This is a genomic window from Xanthomonas vasicola pv. musacearum NCPPB 4379, from assembly GCF_000277895.2.
GTDB classification, from domain to species: Bacteria; Pseudomonadota; Gammaproteobacteria; order Xanthomonadales; family Xanthomonadaceae; genus Xanthomonas; species Xanthomonas vasicola.
On the sequence record NZ_CP034655.1, the window covers coordinates 509,521 to 525,192 of the forward strand.

The 15,672-nt window shown below is 63.8% G+C and carries 17 protein-coding genes and 1 pseudogene; 15 read left to right on the plus strand and 3 right to left on the minus strand.

The genetic code is table 11. The annotated features are described in order from the left end of the window. Positions 1-15 precede the first annotated feature (15 nt). The gene (locus tag KWO_RS02330) at positions 16-345 is read left to right on the plus strand and encodes a J domain-containing protein (protein WP_010368045.1); all 330 of its coding nucleotides are present in this window, start codon (positions 16-18) and stop codon (positions 343-345) included. A gap of 150 nt (positions 346-495) precedes the next feature. On the opposite strand, the pseudogene KWO_RS02335 reads toward KWO_RS02330, so the two are convergent. Next, positions 496-1,323 (minus strand): annotated as a pseudogene (locus tag KWO_RS02335) (outer membrane protein). Between the two features lie 245 nt (positions 1,324-1,568). On the opposite strand from KWO_RS02335, the gene rpe reads away from it, so the two are divergent. From rpe to KWO_RS02390, 12 genes are all read left to right on the plus strand, one after another. After that, positions 1,569-2,270, plus strand: a complete 702-nt coding sequence (gene rpe / locus KWO_RS02340; RefSeq protein WP_017112682.1) for a ribulose-phosphate 3-epimerase — start codon at positions 1,569-1,571, stop codon at positions 2,268-2,270. Further along, positions 2,267-2,758, plus strand: coding sequence for a GNAT family N-acetyltransferase (locus KWO_RS02345; RefSeq protein WP_010379430.1), 492 nt, complete (start codon positions 2,267-2,269; stop codon positions 2,756-2,758). The genes rpe and KWO_RS02345 overlap by 4 nt, the downstream gene beginning before the upstream one ends. A gap of 235 nt (positions 2,759-2,993) precedes the next feature. Next, positions 2,994-3,923: a lipid kinase YegS gene (yegS, locus tag KWO_RS02350; protein WP_010368054.1), complete on the plus strand. Its 930-nt coding sequence runs from the start codon at positions 2,994-2,996 to the stop codon at positions 3,921-3,923. Positions 3,924-4,126: 203 nt separating this feature from the next. Continuing rightward, positions 4,127-4,306: a hypothetical protein gene (locus tag KWO_RS23510; protein ID WP_207286807.1), complete on the plus strand. Its 180-nt coding sequence runs from the start codon at positions 4,127-4,129 to the stop codon at positions 4,304-4,306. A 308-nt stretch (positions 4,307-4,614) separates the two neighbouring features. Continuing rightward, entirely contained in the window at positions 4,615-6,090 is a 1,476-nt protein-coding gene (gene trpE, locus KWO_RS02355; protein ID WP_010368055.1) for an anthranilate synthase component I, read from the plus strand. After that, entirely contained in the window at positions 6,090-7,151 is a 1,062-nt protein-coding gene (locus KWO_RS02360) for a threonine aldolase family protein (RefSeq protein ID WP_010368057.1), read from the plus strand. The genes trpE and KWO_RS02360 overlap by 1 nt, the downstream gene beginning before the upstream one ends. 31 nt (positions 7,152-7,182) lie before the next feature. Continuing rightward, positions 7,183-7,947 carry an SIMPL domain-containing protein gene (locus KWO_RS02365; RefSeq protein WP_010368059.1) on the plus strand — a complete coding sequence of 255 codons (765 nt, stop codon included), beginning with the start codon at positions 7,183-7,185 and terminating at the stop codon, positions 7,945-7,947. Positions 7,948-7,957: 10 nt separating this feature from the next. After that, positions 7,958-8,536 (plus strand): anthranilate synthase component II, encoded by a 579-nt coding sequence (locus KWO_RS02370; RefSeq protein WP_010368061.1) that lies wholly within the window; start codon positions 7,958-7,960, stop codon positions 8,534-8,536. A 152-nt stretch (positions 8,537-8,688) separates the two neighbouring features. Further along, the gene (locus KWO_RS02375; protein WP_010379434.1) at positions 8,689-9,321 is read left to right on the plus strand and encodes a flavin reductase family protein; all 633 of its coding nucleotides are present in this window, start codon (positions 8,689-8,691) and stop codon (positions 9,319-9,321) included. Positions 9,322-9,436: 115 nt separating this feature from the next. Beyond that, complete coding sequence (gene trpD / locus KWO_RS02380; protein ID WP_010379436.1) at positions 9,437-10,474, plus strand: anthranilate phosphoribosyltransferase; 1,038 nt, start codon at positions 9,437-9,439, stop codon at positions 10,472-10,474. A gap of 62 nt (positions 10,475-10,536) precedes the next feature. Continuing rightward, the gene (gene trpC, locus KWO_RS02385) at positions 10,537-11,412 is read left to right on the plus strand and encodes an indole-3-glycerol phosphate synthase TrpC (RefSeq protein WP_017112685.1); all 876 of its coding nucleotides are present in this window, start codon (positions 10,537-10,539) and stop codon (positions 11,410-11,412) included. Next, complete coding sequence (locus KWO_RS02390; RefSeq protein ID WP_010368066.1) at positions 11,405-12,121, plus strand: haloacid dehalogenase-like hydrolase; 717 nt, start codon at positions 11,405-11,407, stop codon at positions 12,119-12,121. Before trpC ends, KWO_RS02390 begins: the two co-directional genes overlap by 8 nt. A 318-nt stretch (positions 12,122-12,439) precedes the next feature. Here the strand turns inward: KWO_RS02390 and crp are convergent, their stop codons facing one another. Beyond that, positions 12,440-13,132, minus strand: a complete 693-nt coding sequence (gene crp, locus KWO_RS02395; RefSeq protein WP_010368067.1) for a cAMP-activated global transcriptional regulator CRP — start codon at positions 13,130-13,132, stop codon at positions 12,440-12,442. Positions 13,133-13,269: 137 nt separating this feature from the next. On the opposite strand from crp, the gene speD reads away from it, so the two are divergent. Together speD and KWO_RS02405 are read left to right on the plus strand one after the other, a co-directional pair. Then, positions 13,270-14,064, plus strand: coding sequence for an adenosylmethionine decarboxylase (gene speD / locus KWO_RS02400; RefSeq protein ID WP_010368069.1), 795 nt, complete (start codon positions 13,270-13,272; stop codon positions 14,062-14,064). A 159-nt stretch (positions 14,065-14,223) separates the two neighbouring features. Beyond that, positions 14,224-14,538 (plus strand): DMT family transporter, encoded by a 315-nt coding sequence (locus KWO_RS02405; RefSeq protein WP_010379439.1) that lies wholly within the window; start codon positions 14,224-14,226, stop codon positions 14,536-14,538. Positions 14,539-14,882: 344 nt separating this feature from the next. Here the strand turns inward: KWO_RS02405 and coq7 are convergent, their stop codons facing one another. Further along, positions 14,883-15,536: a 2-polyprenyl-3-methyl-6-methoxy-1,4-benzoquinone monooxygenase gene (gene coq7, locus KWO_RS02410; RefSeq protein WP_010379440.1), complete on the minus strand. Its 654-nt coding sequence runs from the start codon at positions 15,534-15,536 to the stop codon at positions 14,883-14,885. Positions 15,537-15,672: the final 136 nt, after the last annotated feature.

Here is a 15,672-nt window from a genome sequence, read left to right on the forward strand (position 1 = left end):
CTCCCCCGATCGCCTATGTCCTGGTACGGAAAACTGCTCGGCGCACTGGCCGGCGCCCTGCTGTTTCGCGGGGCACCGGTGGTGGGGCTGATGATCGGGCTGGCGATCGGCCACGCGGTCGACGCCGGCTGGTTCAAGCGGCGCGCGGAAAACCCGTATGAAGCGCTGGGCCTGGAGCCGGATGCCACCGCCGCCGAGATCGATCTGGCCTATCGCCGGCTGATCTCGCGCTACCACCCAGACAAAATGATCAACGCCGACCCGGAAGCCCGTCGCCAGGCTGAAAAGAAGGCCAGCCAGATCAACGCCGCCTACGACCGGATTCAACGGCTACGCAAGCGCTGAGCGAAGGCCGCGCGCCGAACGCGGATGGGTCGAGGTTTGCAGGGCGTCTACGCAGCAGGCTCTTACAGCGCAGTGGCGTCACACTGTAAAAAACGCCTGATCATGACGATCAGGCGCCGTGGTTACCCACACAGACGGCTTTTAGAACTCCTAGGTCGCCGTCAGCCGCACCACATTGGTCGAAAAATCGGTATCGGTACGACGCAGATCGGTACCGGCCGGATTCATGCGCAGGAACGGGTTGGTTGCCGGCGCGGTGCCCGGCCCGACGCGCACGCGGGTGGCGTCGTCCTGCAGACGGGTGAACAGGTACTCCACGCCCACCGAGACGTTGTCGCTCAACCACCTCTGCAGGCCGATGCCGGCCTGATAGCCATCGGCGCTGTCGCCGCCGCTGCTGGTGAAGCTGTTGGCGGTGTTGCTGCTGTTGAAGCTATGGTCGAACTCGCCGCGTGCAACGCCGGCGGTGACGTAGGCCAGGTAATCGCCGTGCTCACCCAAGGCGTAGCCGATGCGACCGCGCAACGCCGCGGTGCGGTTGAACTGGCGGGTGAAGGTGTACAGCGCCGGGTTGGTGCTGAACGCGCTGACGCTGTCGCGGATATCGTTGCGGGTGTATTCGGCTACTACGCCGTAGACCCAGTCGCCGGCCTGCCAGTCATACCCAGCGGCGCGCCGTATTCGGCACCGCCCTTGTCCTTGCTGCAGCCGCTGGCGGGAGTGCGCCCAGCCGTGGCGGCGCCGCAGAAGCCGGGCGAGAACGCATCGGCGCCGGTGGCGGTGCTGACCTGGTCGCCATCACTGCCATCCAGTTGGTGTCGAAGCCGAAGCGGCCGCCGGACACGCCGGCTGGGTCGGCTCCGCCGACGTTGGCGTCGATGGAAAAGTCTGACCAATCGGCGGGGCCGGATTGGGCCCAGGCCGAGGGAGCCAAGGCCAGCAAAAAAGCGCGGCGGGAGCGAGCGGGGTTGTTTTCATGCGGTCTCCTTGCATCTGATGCGGCGCGCCGGCCAGATACCTGCGTGCTCGCGTCCGTTACAGATGCAGGTGGGTGGCGCTGGAGAGGGCATTGCATGGCGCGACAGCAGCCGATGCAGCGGTCAGCAACGTGGTCGTGGCGGTCAAACCCCGTCACCTGCGCGATGCGAGCCGCCCAACGATGGAAGGATTTTCAGATGTGTCCAGTGGCGTTCGGCTTTCCTCGCCGGGCCGCGGTTGCGACAATGGCGCTCCTGCATTTTTCCGAGCTGCCCATGCAACCGACGGTGATCGCCCCGTCCATCCTGTCTGCCGATTTCGCCCGTCTGGGCGAGGAAGTGAACAACGTCCTCAACGCCGGCGCCGACTGGGTGCACTTCGATGTGATGGACAACCACTACGTGCCCAACCTCACCATTGGCCCGATGGTCTGCCAGGCGCTGCGCAAGCACGGCATCACTGCACCGATCGACGTGCATCTGATGGTCGAGCCGGTGGACCGCATCGTGCCGGACTTCGCCGAGGCCGGCGCCACCACCATCAGCTTCCATCCCGAAGCCAGCCGCCACGTGCACCGCACGATCCAGTTGATCAAGTCGCACGGCTGTCAGGCCGGGCTGGTGCTCAACCCGGCCACGCCGGTGGATATCCTGGATTGGGTGCTGCCCGAGTTGGATCTGGTGTTGGTGATGTCGGTCAATCCAGGCTTTGGCGGGCAGGCCTTTATTCCGTCCGCGCTGGATAAATTGCGTGCCATCCGCACGAAAATCGACGCGTTGGGCAAGCCGATCCGGCTGGAGATCGATGGCGGCGTCAAGGCCGACAACATCGGCGCGATTGCCGCAGCCGGCGCCGACACCTTCGTCGCCGGGTCGGCCATCTTCAACGCGCCCGACTATGCGCAGGTGATTGAACAGATGCGCGCGGCGGTGGACGCGGTGCGATGAGCCAGCCCGCGCCGCAGATCCGCAGCGCCACCCCCGACGATGTGCCGTTGCTGCATGAACTGATCACTGCGCTGGCGGTCTACGAGCGCGAGCCGGATGCGGTCAAGGCGAGCCTGGAAGATCTGCGCACCAGTCTGTTCGGCGAGGGCGCCACCGCCCATGCGCTGATCTGCGAGCAGGACGGTCAAGTGCTGGGATTTGCGGTGTATTTCTTCAACTATTCCACCTGGCTGGGCCGCAACGGCCTGTATCTGGAAGACCTGTTCGTGCGCCCGCAAGCGCGCGGCAAGGGCGCGGGCCTTGCGCTGTTGCGGCACCTGGCGCAGCTGGCGGTGCAGCGTGGCTGCGGGCGGTTCGAATGGTCGGTACTGGACTGGAACCAGCCGGCCATCGACTTCTATCAAGCGGTGGGTGCGCGCCCGATGGATGGCTGGACCGTCTACCGGCTCGACGGCGAGCGGTTGGTTGCGTTTGCCGCAGGCAGCTGAGCCTGGGCGCACCGGGAATCCAACGTCACGCAAACGGAAGGCCGCTCCCGAGGAAGCGGCCTTCAAGAAAATTGGAGGCTGATCCTGCCTCCGCCCGTCGTCCCTGCTATGGCCTTCTACTCTCCGGGCCATCGATGACATGGCAATGACAGCGCCCCGGCGTTGCCTATTCACGATCTGCCCATTGGCCCGCTGCTAGCCTGCGGTCATTACCCTCACAGCATCGGCAGCGCGCATGGCCCCGTCCCACTGGCGTCTGATCCTCAATGGCAAGTCCACCGATAATCTGGACCTGCGTGAGGCGGTGGGCACGCTGCGCAAGCGTGGCATCCAGCTCGATGTGCGGGTCACCTGGGAAGACGGCGATGCCGAACGCTATGTCGGCGAAGCGGTGGCCGACGGCGTGGACACGGTGGTGGCTGCCGGTGGCGATGGCACCTTGAGCGAAGTGGCCGCCGCGCTGGCGCACCACGATGGCGATGCGGCCACGTTGCCGTCGCTGGGCCTGGTGCCGCTGGGTACCGCCAACGACTTCGCCACCGCTGCCAACCTGCCGATCGCCCCGCTGGACGCGCTGACCCTGATCGCCGAGCGTATTGCGCAGCCGGTCGACCTGCTGCGCATCGACGCCGATCACGGCCCGCATTGGTGCGCCAATGTGGCCAGCGGCGGCTTCGGTACCCAGGTCACCGTGGAAACCGACGAGGGCCTGAAGAAGATGCTCGGAGGCCTGGCGTATCTCATCACCGGCATGTCGCGGCTGGGTCGTATCGACCCGATCAGCGCCCGCTTCAGCGGCCCGGATTTCAGTTGGGAAGGCGAATTCATTGCGCTGGGCCTGGGTAACGGGCGCCAGGCCGGTGGCGGCCAGGCGCTATGCCCGGAGGCGTTGATCGATGACGGCCTGCTGGATGTCACCATCGTCCCCGACCTCGACGGCGAAGTGGCTGCCACGCTCGGCACCTTGGTCACCGGCGGCAAACAGGCTGCACTCGAACGTGTCGCCGTACGCGCCCGGGTGCCGTGGCTTGAGATTGTCTCCCGGCAATCGCTGACCTTGAACCTGGACGGCGAACCGGAAACCTCGCGGCACTTCCGCATCGAATGCGTCCCAGCGCGGCTGCGGATGCATTTGCCGGGCGAGTGCCCGCTGCTTGGGGGGTGAGGGCGGGGAATCGGGAATCGGGAATCGGGAAAGCGTGGCACGCATTTTGGTGAGCCCCGCAATCCCGCCGCTTCAAGCACCTCTCCGGCCGGGTCGATGAGGCACCGCTTGCGCGCCATTGGCGCGTGCCCTGGAGCGCCCGCGCTGCTAGCGTGGGCCGGCGCGTCGCAGGGATTGGGGTGAGTGCCCCTGCGGCGATTCGCATGCCGCGACCAGACCGCCTTGTTCAGAGAAATAGTTGCCGCAAGCTAGCGCACGGAGCGCACGGAGCGCACGGAGCGCACGGAGCGCACGGAGCGCACGGAGCGCACGGAGCGCACGGAGCGCACGGAGCGCACGGAGCGCACGGAGCGCACGGAGCGCACCGCGCACACCGTGCGTAACCGCGCCGCGCGGACTCTAAGCGTGCGCACGGAGGTCCAGCGCCCACCAGCATGACGACATCAACCAACTCGCCTGCGTGCCTCAGCTCTCCGCCAACCCGCAAAACCACATCAGCAACACCATCCCACCTTCGCCGTTGTTGAACGGCGTTCGCCCGCGCCTGCTGCTCTGGGCCAGCAGTTGCGCTACAGTAGCCGTGTGTCCCGCCTGACGACCCCACGCTCCTTCTCTTCCGCTCGCCGCTGGTGGCGATGGTGGCCCGTTGCCGTCGTCCGCCCCGCCACAGAGCCCCGGAAGGAAAGTCGTCTTGATCACTGCAGAGCAGTTCCAGCGCCAGGCCGCTGAAGGTCACACCCGTATTCCCGTTGTCCGCGAAGTGCTGTCCGACCTGGACACGCCGCTTTCGGTTTATCTGAAGCTCGCCGACGGCGCTTACACCTATCTATTCGAATCGGTCGAAGGCGGGGAGCGCTTCGGACGCTACTCCATCATCGGCCTGCCGGCGCGCCGTGTGTACAGCTTTCGCGGCCACACGCTGGACGTCAGCGAGCACGGCGAAGTGGTCGAAACGCGCGAGGTCGCCGACCCGTTGGCCGAAGTGGACGCACTACGCGCCGAGCATTCGGTGCCGCAGCTGGATAGGCTGCCGGGCTTCACTGGCGGGCTGGTCGGCTGGTTCGGTTTCGAGTGCATCCAGTACATCGAACCGCGCCTGGGCAGCGGCGACAAACCCGACGAACTCGGCACGCCCGATATTTTGCTGATGCTCTCCGAAGAGCTGGCAGTGTTCGACAATCTCAAGGGCCGCCTGTACCTGATCGTGCATGCCGACCCGCGTCAGCCGCAGGCGTATGTGCGTGCAAATCGGCGTCTGGACGAACTGGCCCATCGCCTGCGCCAGGGCGGTGCGGGTTATCCGCGCGCACAGATTTCCGATGCGATCGGCGAATCGGATTTCCATTCCTCGTTCACCCGCGAGGAGTACCACGCGGTAGTACGCAAGGCGCAGGAATACGTGCGCGCCGGCGACATCTTCCAGGTGGTGCCATCGCAACGTTTGCGTGTGCCGTTCCGCGCGCGCCCGGTGGATGTGTATCGCGCGTTGCGCGCGTTGAATCCCTCGCCGTACATGTATTTTCTCGACGTCGGCGGCACCCAGGTGGTCGGCTCGTCGCCGGAAATTCTGGCGCGTCTGCGCGACGGCGTGGTCACCGTGCGCCCGATTGCCGGCACCCGCCCACGCGGTGCCACGCCGGAACTCGACAAGGCGCTTGAAGCCGAATTGCTGGCCGACCCGAAGGAGCGCGCCGAGCACGTGATGCTGATCGATCTGGGCCGCAATGATGTCGGCCGCGTTGCCGAGCCGGGCACGGTCAAGGTTGGCGAGCAGTTCGTGATCGAACGCTATAGCCACGTCATGCATATCGTCAGTGAGGTCACCGGCACGTTGAAGGCCGGTTTGAACTACAGCGATGTGCTGCGCGCCACCTTCCCGGCCGGCACTGTCAGCGGCGCGCCAAAAATCCGCGCGCTTGAAATCATCCGCGAGCTCGAGCCGGTCAAGCGCAATGTGTATTCCGGTGCGGTCGGCTACATCGGGTGGCACGGCGATGCCGACACCGCCATCGCCATCCGCACCGCCGTCATCCAGGACGGTTATCTATACGTGCAGGCCGGTGGCGGCGTGGTCTACGACTCCGACCCCGACCTGGAATGGCAGGAAACCATGAACAAGGGGCGCGCGCTGTTTCGCGCAGTCGCCCAGGCGGCAAAGGGCCTGTGATGGACGGGCAGGGCAGCAATGCGCGCATCAGCTTTCGTAACGACTACAGCGAAGGCGCGCATCCGCGTCTGCTGCAGGCGTTGGCGCAGGCCAGCGCCGAGCAGCACGCCGGCTACGGTACCGATCGGCACACGGCGCGTGCGGTTGCGTTGATCCGCAATGCAGTCGCGCAGCCGCAGGCCGACGTGCATCTGCTGGTCGGCGGCACGCAGACCAATCTGATCGCGATCAGCGCGTTTTTGCGCCCGCATCAGGCGGTCATCGCGGTGGAGGCGGGGCATATCGCCACGCACGAAACCGGGGCAATCGAAGCGACTGGGCACAAGGTGCTCACTGTGCCGGCGCTGCACGACAAGCTGACCCCTGCACTGATCGAGCCACTGCTCGCTGTGCACAGCAACGAACACATGGTGCAGCCACGCCTGGTCTATATTTCCAACAGCACCGAAAGCGGCACCATCTACACACGTGCCGAACTTGATGCGTTGTCTCGGTTCTGCCATGCAAACGATCTGCTGCTATATCTGGATGGCGCACGCTTGGGCGCCGCGCTGACTGCCGACGGCAACGATCTGGATCTGCCCACAGTTGCCGCGCTCACCGACGCGTTCTACATCGGTGGCACCAAGAATGGTGCGCTGCTGGGCGAAGCGCTGGTCATCGTCAATCCCGCCCTGCAGGCTGATTTTCGCTATCTGATCAAGCAGCGCGGTGCGTTGCTGGCCAAGGGCATGGTGCTCGGCGTGCAATTCGCCGCGTTGTTCGAAGGCGGTCTGTTTTTTGAATTGGCGACGCATGCCAACGCAATGGCACAACGCTTGCGCGCCGGCCTGCTTGCCGCACGCGCACACTTCACAAGCGACTCGCCGACCAATCAGCAGTTCATCGCCATCAGCGCGCAACACGCAGCGCAGCTGGCGCAACGCTACGACTTCGAGCGCTGGGAAGTGCGCCCCGATGGCAGTCACGTGATCCGCTTCGTCACTTCGTGGGCAACCACGCTTGAGGCGGTCGATCGCCTGTGTGCGGATGTGGCGGCACTGCAGCGCGGCGTGCCGTAAGCATGCGCATCATTCACCAGGGAGAAGGCAGATGAAGCAATTGGCGCGTTGGATGCTGGTGGCACTGCTTGCAGTGCCGATGCTGGCGACAGCGCAGGTCAACAGCCTGCCGTCGCAGCCGCATTTATTGGTGAAGGGACAGGCAGAAAAAACGGTCATGCCCGACCGGTTTTTTGTGACGATTAATTTTCGCGCCGTGGATCTGCAGCCGGAACTTGCACGCAAGCGCGTCCAGTTAGCCGCCGAACAGATCCTCACGTCCTTGAAGGCGCACCATGCCCTCAAGGACAGCATCGAAGCCTCGTCGCTGCAGATACAGCCTTCCTATTCTTACGTGGCGAACGGGACACAAAAATTCGAAGGCACTGAAGTCAAACGCGGCATTGGCGCGGCATTTCAGGCGCTTGATGATGCGCGGCAGTTTCTCGGCGACATGAAGACGAGTGACGAAGTCCAGCTGTCGGGTATCCAGACGTCCTATAGCAAGGAAGCCGAGGTGCGTGCGCAACTCAAGCGCGAAGCTGCTGACCAATCACGCAGTTCTGCCGCCGAACTTGCCAAAGCGTATGGCGTCCGGATTCAGGGGCTTTACACGATCTCCGATGTTGCACCGAATTTCGCCTATGGCATTCAGGCGGGCAGTTGGCCGACAAAGGTCTCTATGATCTCACTTGTCTCCACATCGCCGGCACCGTCTGCGCCTGTTGCTGATCGAGGTGCAACCGTCGAGTCACTCGAAGCCGGCAGCATCACCCTCACCGAAAACATCTATGCGGTCTTCCTGATCGCGCAATGAGTCCTTTGCCATGCTGCTGATGCTCGACAACTACGACAGCTTCACCTACAACCTTGTGCAGTATCTGCAGGCGCTGGGCGCCGAGGTCATGGTGGTGCGCAACGATGCGATGCGCGTCGATCAGATCGCCGCGCTCAGGCCCGAGCGCATCGTCATCTCGCCAGGTCCGTGCACGCCCAACGAGGCAGGCATCTCGCTGCAATTGATCGAGCAGCTGGGTCAGACCACACCCATCCTGGGCGTGTGCCTGGGCCATCAAAGCATCGGTCAGGTCTATGGCGGCGATGTGATCCGTGCCGGCAACATCATGCATGGCAAGACTTCGCCCATTCGCCATGAGGGCAAGGGCGTGTTCGCCGGCCTGCCGGACAGCTACGAGGCCACCCGCTATCACTCGCTGGTGGTGGACAAGACCACCTTGCCGGATGCGCTGGAGGTCACCGCCTGGACCGAAAATCCGGATGGTTCGATGGAAGAGATCATGGGCCTTCGCCATCGCCAGTTTCCGGTCGAAGGCGTGCAGTTCCATCCCGAATCGATCCTGACCCAGCACGGGCACGCCTTGCTGAAAAACTTTCTGCAGCGTTGATTGCGATGCGTCATCTGCGTCTTGGTGTGGCGACTGCATCGCGCTGAGGCGTCAACGCAGCGACGATACAGAGCCACGATGTCACCCGACCCACGCAACTCCCGCGCAACTGATGTCACCGCCGCGCCGGCTTCCACCGCATCCGGATCATGATGAGCACACCCGACGACAGCATCCATTTCTACGAGCCGACCCGGGGCCACGGGCTGCCGCACGATCCGTTCAATGCCATTGTCGGCCCACGCCCGATCGGCTGGATCGGCTCGCGCAGCGCCGAGGGCATTGCCAATCTGGCGCCGTACAGTTTTTTCAATGCCTTCAACTACATTCCGCCGATCGTCGGTTTTGCCAGCATCGGTCGCAAAGACAGCCTGCGCAACATCGAAGCCACTGGCGAATTCACCTGGAATCTGACCACCCGCCCGCTGGCCGAGGCGATGAATGCCAGTGCGGCGATGGTGCCAGCGGAGGTTGATGAATTCGATCTTGCCGGCCTGCAGATGGCGCCATCGCGCCTGATCGCTGCGCCACGCGTCGCTGCCAGCCCGGTGAGTTTCGAATGCCGGCTCAGCCAGCTATTACCGCTGCAAACCGCCGCCGGTCATGCCATCGAGACCTGGTTAGTGCTGGGCGAAGTGGTCGGCGTGCATTTGGCTAAGTCGGCGTTGCACGAGGGCGTCTACGACCCGGCCGCAGTGCAGACGATTCTGCGCGCAGGCGGGCCGGCCGATTACTACGAAGTGCAACCGCAGGCGCGCTTCCGCATGCGGCGTCCAGGCCAATGATCATCGTCGTTGTTTCGCCTAGTACGTCGCTCAGCGCCCGCGATTTCCCGCACTGATTCAGCACGCCGCGAGCCGCTTGCGTCTCCATCCATCACGTTCTGCCACGGTTGTCCCCATGCCCATCACTCCGCAAGAAGCCCTCCAGCGCACCATTGAACACCGCGAAATCTTCCATGACGAAATGGTCGAATTGATGCGGCAGATCATGCGCGGCGAGGTCTCCGACATGATGGTCGCGGCCATCCTCACCGGGCTACGGGTCAAGAAGGAAACCATCGGCGAAATCGCCGGCGCTGCCACGGTGATGCGCGAGTTCTCGCGCCGCGTAGAGGTGAGCGATCGCCAACACATGGTCGACATCGTCGGCACCGGCGGCGATGGCTCGCACACCTTCAACATTTCCACCTGCGCGATGTTCGTTGCTGCAGCCGGCGGTGCCAAGGTGGCCAAGCACGGCAATCGCAGCGTCTCGTCCAAATCCGGCAGTGCCGACGCACTGGAGGCATTGGGCGCGGTGATCGAGCTGCAGCCCGAGCAGGTTGCCGACGCATTGGCGCAGACCGGCATCGGCTTCATGTACGCGCCGGTGCATCACCCGGCCATGAAGGTGGTGGCGCCGGTGCGTCGCGAAATGGGCGTGCGCACCATCTTCAACATCCTCGGCCCGCTCACCAACCCCGCTGGCTCGCCGAACATCCTGATGGGCGTGTTCCACCCCGACTTGGTCGGCATCCAGGCGCGCGTGTTGCAGGAGCTTGGCGCCGAGCGCGCGTTGGTGGTGTGGGGGCGTGACGGCATGGACGAACTCTCGCTCGGCGCCGGCACCCTGGTTGGCGAATTGCGCGATGGCCAGGTGCACGAATACGAAGTGCACCCGGAAGATTTTGGCATCGCCATGTCGGCCAGCCGTAACCTCAGGGTCGCCGATGCGGCGCAATCGCGCGTGATGCTGCTGCAGGTTTTGGATAACGTGCCCGGCCCCGCGCTGGACATCGTGGCGCTCAATGCGGGTGCTGCGTTGTATGTGGCCGGCGTGGCCGACAGCATCGCCGACGGCGTGCTGCGTGCACGCGCGGTACTCGCCGACGGCTCGGCGCGCGCGCGGCTGGACGCTTATGTCGCCTGCACCCGCCAACTCGCCGTGCAGCCCTGAGTCATGCCGGCGACCGCAATGCAGCGTCAATCACCCGCCAGCATCCTCACAGTGACGCTGGCATGCTGCGCGCTGGCATGCAGCTGCGCTCCAGTGCGGTCGTCTTGACCGATAATGCCCGCCCGCCAGGATCCGATACGATGAGCGATATCCTCAACACCATTCTTGCCCGCAAGGCCGACGAAGTCGCCGAGCGCAGTGCGCGCGTGCCGCTGGCCGAGTTGATCGCACGCAGCGCCGACCTGCCGCTCACGCGCGGTTTCGCCGCTGCCATGCAGGCCAGCATCGCCGCCGGCGACCCGGCCGTGATTGCCGAAGTGAAGAAGGCCAGCCCGTCCAAGGGCGTGATCCGGCCCGACTTTCATCCGGCCGATATCGCGGTCAGCTATGAATTTGGCGGCGCGACGTGCCTGTCGGTGCTCACCGATGTGGATTTCTTCCAGGGATCCGATGCCTACCTGCGCCAGGCGCGTGATGCCTGCACGCTGCCGGTGCTGCGCAAGGATTTCACCGTTGACCCGTATCAGGTCTACGAAGCGCGCGTGCTCGGTGCCGACTGCATTTTGTTGATCGTCTCCGCATTGGAAGACGCCCAGCTGGCCGACCTGTCGGGCCTGGCCATGCAGCTGGGCCTGGACGTGCTGGTGGAAGTGCATGACATCGACGAACTCGAGCGTGCGGTGCAGGTGCCGGTGCCATTGATCGGCATCAACAACCGCAACCTGCGCACGTTCGAGGTCACGCTGCAGACCACGCTGGACATGCGCGCCGCCGTGCCGCGTGATCGCGTGCTGGTTACAGAAAGCGGCATCGTCACCCAGGCCGATGTGCAACTGATGCGCAGCAACGATGTGAACGCGTTTCTGGTTGGCGAGACCTTCATGCGAGCGGCCGAACCCGGCGAGTCACTGCGTCAGCTATTCTTCGCGCATGACTGAGTCGTATCCCGCACCGCGCGAAGACGCACCGCTGGTGGTGTTCGACTTCGACCACACCTTGTACGACGGCGATTCCGGCAGCCATCTGTTCGCTTGGCTGATCAAGCGCAATCCGTTGCGCTTGCTGGTCGCACTGTTGGCCTCGCCAATTCTCGGCCCGATGGTGGCGATGCTGCCAACCCGGCGGCGCGGCGTGTCCGGCTATGTGTGGATCGCCACCTTCGGCCTGCATCGCGCGCGCGAGTTCAACCGTTTCATCGACGCATACGTGCTCAAACATGAAGTGCAGATCCGCCAGCGCCTGCTGCCTCATGCGCTCAAGGTCTTCACCGAACACCGCGCTGCCGGGGACCGTGTGGTCGTCGCCACCGGTGCACCGCCAGAACTGGCGCGCGCCATTCTCGGCTTTGTCGCGCACCAGGACGTGCCGGTAATCGGCAGCCTGGTCGGCCCGCGTCTAGGCGCGGTCACCGCACGGCGGCACTGCCATAACGAGGAAAAGATGCGCATGTTGCGCGAGCGCGGCTACTCCGACATCGCCATCGCCTATTCGGACAGCACCGCAGATCTGCCGCTGTTGAAGGCCGCGCGCGCGCCGGTGGTGGTCAATCCCAAGGCCAATCGCGAAGCGGTGTTCCGTCAGGTCCTGCCGGCGGGGACGCCCATCCTCAACTGGGGTTGCCGCGACCGCGGCGGCAAGGCGCTGTAGGCAAGCGCACGCGTCCAGGCGGCAAGTCTTGCAAGCGGATGGACGGGTGTGCAGTTCAGCCCGCTGTGCGTCATTGATGAAGCGCACCGACTTGGGTAAGGCCTATGCAATTTAATAACGACGAATCATCAGAACCGTGACGCAGTTGCGATGCGAACCGTGCGGTTCGACTGCCCGAACTCTCTCTTATAAGAGGTATCGCGCAAACGCGTTGGTGTAAGCCTCCGCAAGTGCCAATGTCGGCAGCATCGCAATCGCGTACCTCGTTGCCGAACTCGGCACGCAGCCAATGCAACGCACTGGCTGCGTGGTGCCGTCTCAGCGAGTGCCGTACAGCACGACGGTCTTACCGCGTGCATGCAGCAGGCCGTCGGCTTGCAGCTTCTTGAGCACGCGGCCGGCCATTTCGCGCGAGCACCCGACCAGGCGCGCCAGTTCCTGGCGCGAAACGCGCAGCTGGGTGCCTTGCGGATGACTCATCGCTTCCGGCTCTTTGGACAGGTCGTGCAGCGTGCGCACGATGCGGTCGGTCACGTCCAGGAAGGCCAGGCGGCTGGCTTTCCTTGTGGTATCGAGCAGCCGTTTTGAAAGCTGAACACCGATCGCGTACAGGATCTTAGGCGCATCCGGCGACAGGCTGGTCTGGAAAAGCTGCTGCAGCCGCTCGTAGCTGATCTCGGCAAGCTCGCACTGGGTGCGAGTGCGCAGGATCACCTCGCGCGTATCGGATTCGATGAACAAGCCCATCTCGCCGACGAATTCCCCGCTACCGAAGTAGCCCAGCACCAACTCACGGTCGTCATCTTCCTCGGCGATGATGCTCACCGAGCCGCTGATCACGTAGTAGAGGGTGCCGGCCGGGTCTCCTGGCCGGAACACATCGGTCCGGGTCGGATAGCGCCTGCGGTGACTGTGCGCTAGGAAACGCTCGATGGTGCCCGCGTCCAGCGCCAGGGAAGGGGTAGCGTTACGTACCGTCGTAGTGACAACCGTCGTGTTTCCTGGGCTCATGGGAGTTCCGCGTGTGATTCCTGAAGCTTAATGGCATGAGTCATGCAAGGTAAACCATTCTTAACATCGGCATTTCGTTGCTGGGATCTTTGGCTCATAATTAACTCCTTTCCCGCTTTCCATAAGGACAGACCGACGTGGTCAAGCCGTTGCCTCGCCTGAGGCTACAGGGGTTCAACAACCTCACCAAGGCGTTGAGCTTCAACATCTACGACGTCTGTTATGCGCGTACCGAAGAGGAGCGTCAGCGCTACATCGAGTATATCGATGAGCAGTACGACGCCGATCGTCTGACGCAGATCCTGACCGATGTGGCCGAGATCATTGGCGCCAACATCCTCAATATCGCACGTCAGGACTACGATCCGCAGGGTGCATCGGTGACCATTCTGATCTCCGAAGAACCGGTGATCGACAAAAAGCAGGCCGGCAAGGAGTTGATCTCCGACGCCGTGGTTGCTCACATGGACAAGAGTCATATTACTGTCCATACATATCCGGAAACGCACCCGCAGGAAGGTATCGCCACGTTCCGCGCCGATATCGACGTCGCCACCTGCGGCGTGATCTCGCCGCTGAAGGCGCTGAACTATCTGATCGAGACGCTGGAATCGGACATCGTGATCATGGACTACCGTGTCCGTGGCTTTACCCGCGATGTGAAGGGCAAGAAGCACTACATCGACCACAAGATCAACTCGATCCAGCACTTCCTCGCCAAGAACGTGAAGTCGCGCTACGAGATGATCGATGTCAACGTCTATCAGGAAAATATCTTCCACACGAAGATGCACCTGAAGGACTTCGACCTGGATCAGTACCTGTTCGAAGAGCGCGCCAAGAACCTCTCGTTCAAGGAACGCATGAAGATCGAAACGCTGCTCAAGCGCGAGATCGAAGAACTGTTTCACGGGCGCAACCTGAGCGAATAAGCGCAGGAGCAACCCGTTTCGCGCTTGCGTAGGCGCGCAAATGCCACAAGGCGGGACGGCCCGCCACGCGATCACCTCGCGTTCCACAGCCGACGGCGGCCCAGTGTGCAAACACTGGGTCGCTTTTTTTTTGTGCGATTTTTTGTGAGGAGTACTGCGATGCCCTGGATCTATCTGTTGCTGGCCGGCCTGTTCGAGATCGGCTTTGCCATGGGACTGAAATACAGCGACGGCTTCACCCGCCTGTGGCCGACCGTGCTGACGATCGGCCTGGCCGGCATCAGTCTGTGGTTTATGACCCAGGCGCTGAAAACCATTCCGGTCGGCACCGGCTACGCGATCTGGACCGGCATTGGCGCGCTGGGCGTGACCATCGCCGGCATCGCGTTGTTCGGCGACAGCGCGTCGTGGTCGCGACTGGCGTGCATCGGTTTGATCGTGGCTGGCGTGATCGGGTTGAAGCTCGTGTCATAGTCGGCATCGCTGCACGGGCCTACCCCCCAAAGGTTGCTGCGCAAACCTGACTACCGACCCAGTGGCTTACTAACCCACGCTTCGGCCGTGGCCGCACCCGCACCCGGGCGCAGCCCCCAAAGTCTGCTGTGCAAACCTTGGGCCCAACTTGTTAGCTCCCTATCCCCACGCCTTCGGCGTAAAAGGGGGCTCTAATCCGGTGGTGCGTCGCTAGGCGTGACGTTGGTGACGCTGTTGACGGAGTGGCCGTCACAGCGGGCGGGTGGCTGTGCATGTTGCACGCGACCGTAGGCTGGATTTTGGCCGCTAGGGGCTAGCCGCCAATTCCCGATTCCCGATCCCGACTAGAGCCGGTACGCGACGGTCTTCATCAGCTTGGAGGCCAGAGCCATCGCGCTGGGGATCGGGGCGGGCAGCTGGCGGGCGCCGGCTTGTTCGGCTTGGTCTGCGTGGCGGGCCTCGTCGATCTTCATCACGCGCAGGATGGCGCGGCTGCGTTGGTCGATGTCGGGCAGGGTTTCCAGGTGCTCATCCAGGTGGGCTTCAACCTGTCGCTCGGTTTCGACCACGAACCCCAGGCTCCAGTCGTCGCCACGCAGCCCGGCGAGCGCGCCGAGCGCGTAGCTGCCGGCGTACCAGAGTGGATTGAACAAGCTGGGGCGGCTGTCCAGTTCGTGCAGGCGGTCGGCACACCAGGCGAGGTGGTCAGTCTCTTCCTGCGCGGCTTCCAACAGGTGGCGCTGGGTGTGCGTGTCGCGGGCCACCGCGGCCTGGCCGAAATACAGGCCCTGCGCGCAGACTTCGCCGACATGGTTGATGCGCATCAGGCCGGCGGCGTGGCCACGCTGCTCCGGGTCCAGCGCGACGTCGGGTGTGTCCGCAGCGGGGTTGGGGCGTTCGGCCGGCGGATTGCCGAAGACTGTGTCCAGCGCGCGCTGGGCTTCGACCAGCAGCCGGTCGAGCGGGCTATGCAGTCGGGAAGGGGAGGTCTGGGTCATGCGTCGATTCTGGCCCCGCTCCGCCGCGCTGCCAACCGCCATAGCCCGGCCGTCGCTGCAACTTGCGTCCCCGCCGGGCGTCCCGTACAATCCGGCGTCTTCTGTTTCGCCTTCACAACGCGTGGCAAAGTTCCAG

Excerpts from the sequence above, each read along its gene's own strand:
- KWO_RS02345 (WP_010379430.1), top strand. The coding sequence starts at position 2,267 with ATGAGCCAGCCCGCGCCGCAGATCCGCAGCGCCACCCCCGACGATGTG.
- rpe (WP_017112682.1), top strand. The coding sequence starts at position 1,569 with ATGGCGCTCCTGCATTTTTCCGAGCTGCCCATGCAACCGACGGTGATC.
- KWO_RS23510 (WP_207286807.1), top strand. The coding sequence starts at position 4,127 with ATGCCGCGACCAGACCGCCTTGTTCAGAGAAATAGTTGCCGCAAGCTA.
- yegS (WP_010368054.1), top strand. The coding sequence starts at position 2,994 with ATGGCCCCGTCCCACTGGCGTCTGATCCTCAATGGCAAGTCCACCGAT.
- trpD (WP_010379436.1), top strand. The coding sequence starts at position 9,437 with ATGCCCATCACTCCGCAAGAAGCCCTCCAGCGCACCATTGAACACCGC.
- KWO_RS02375 (WP_010379434.1), top strand. The coding sequence starts at position 8,689 with ATGAGCACACCCGACGACAGCATCCATTTCTACGAGCCGACCCGGGGC.
- coq7 (WP_010379440.1), bottom strand. The coding sequence starts at position 15,536 with ATGACCCAGACCTCCCCTTCCCGACTGCATAGCCCGCTCGACCGGCTG.
- crp (WP_010368067.1), bottom strand. The coding sequence starts at position 13,132 with ATGAGCCCAGGAAACACGACGGTTGTCACTACGACGGTACGTAACGCT.
- KWO_RS02360 (WP_010368057.1), top strand. The coding sequence starts at position 6,090 with ATGGACGGGCAGGGCAGCAATGCGCGCATCAGCTTTCGTAACGACTAC.
- KWO_RS02405 (WP_010379439.1), top strand. The coding sequence starts at position 14,224 with ATGCCCTGGATCTATCTGTTGCTGGCCGGCCTGTTCGAGATCGGCTTT.
- KWO_RS02370 (WP_010368061.1), top strand. The coding sequence starts at position 7,958 with ATGCTGCTGATGCTCGACAACTACGACAGCTTCACCTACAACCTTGTG.
- KWO_RS02365 (WP_010368059.1), top strand. The coding sequence starts at position 7,183 with ATGAAGCAATTGGCGCGTTGGATGCTGGTGGCACTGCTTGCAGTGCCG.
- KWO_RS02390 (WP_010368066.1), top strand. The coding sequence starts at position 11,405 with ATGACTGAGTCGTATCCCGCACCGCGCGAAGACGCACCGCTGGTGGTG.
- trpC (WP_017112685.1), top strand. The coding sequence starts at position 10,537 with ATGCTGCGCGCTGGCATGCAGCTGCGCTCCAGTGCGGTCGTCTTGACC.
- KWO_RS02330 (WP_010368045.1), top strand. The coding sequence starts at position 16 with ATGTCCTGGTACGGAAAACTGCTCGGCGCACTGGCCGGCGCCCTGCTG.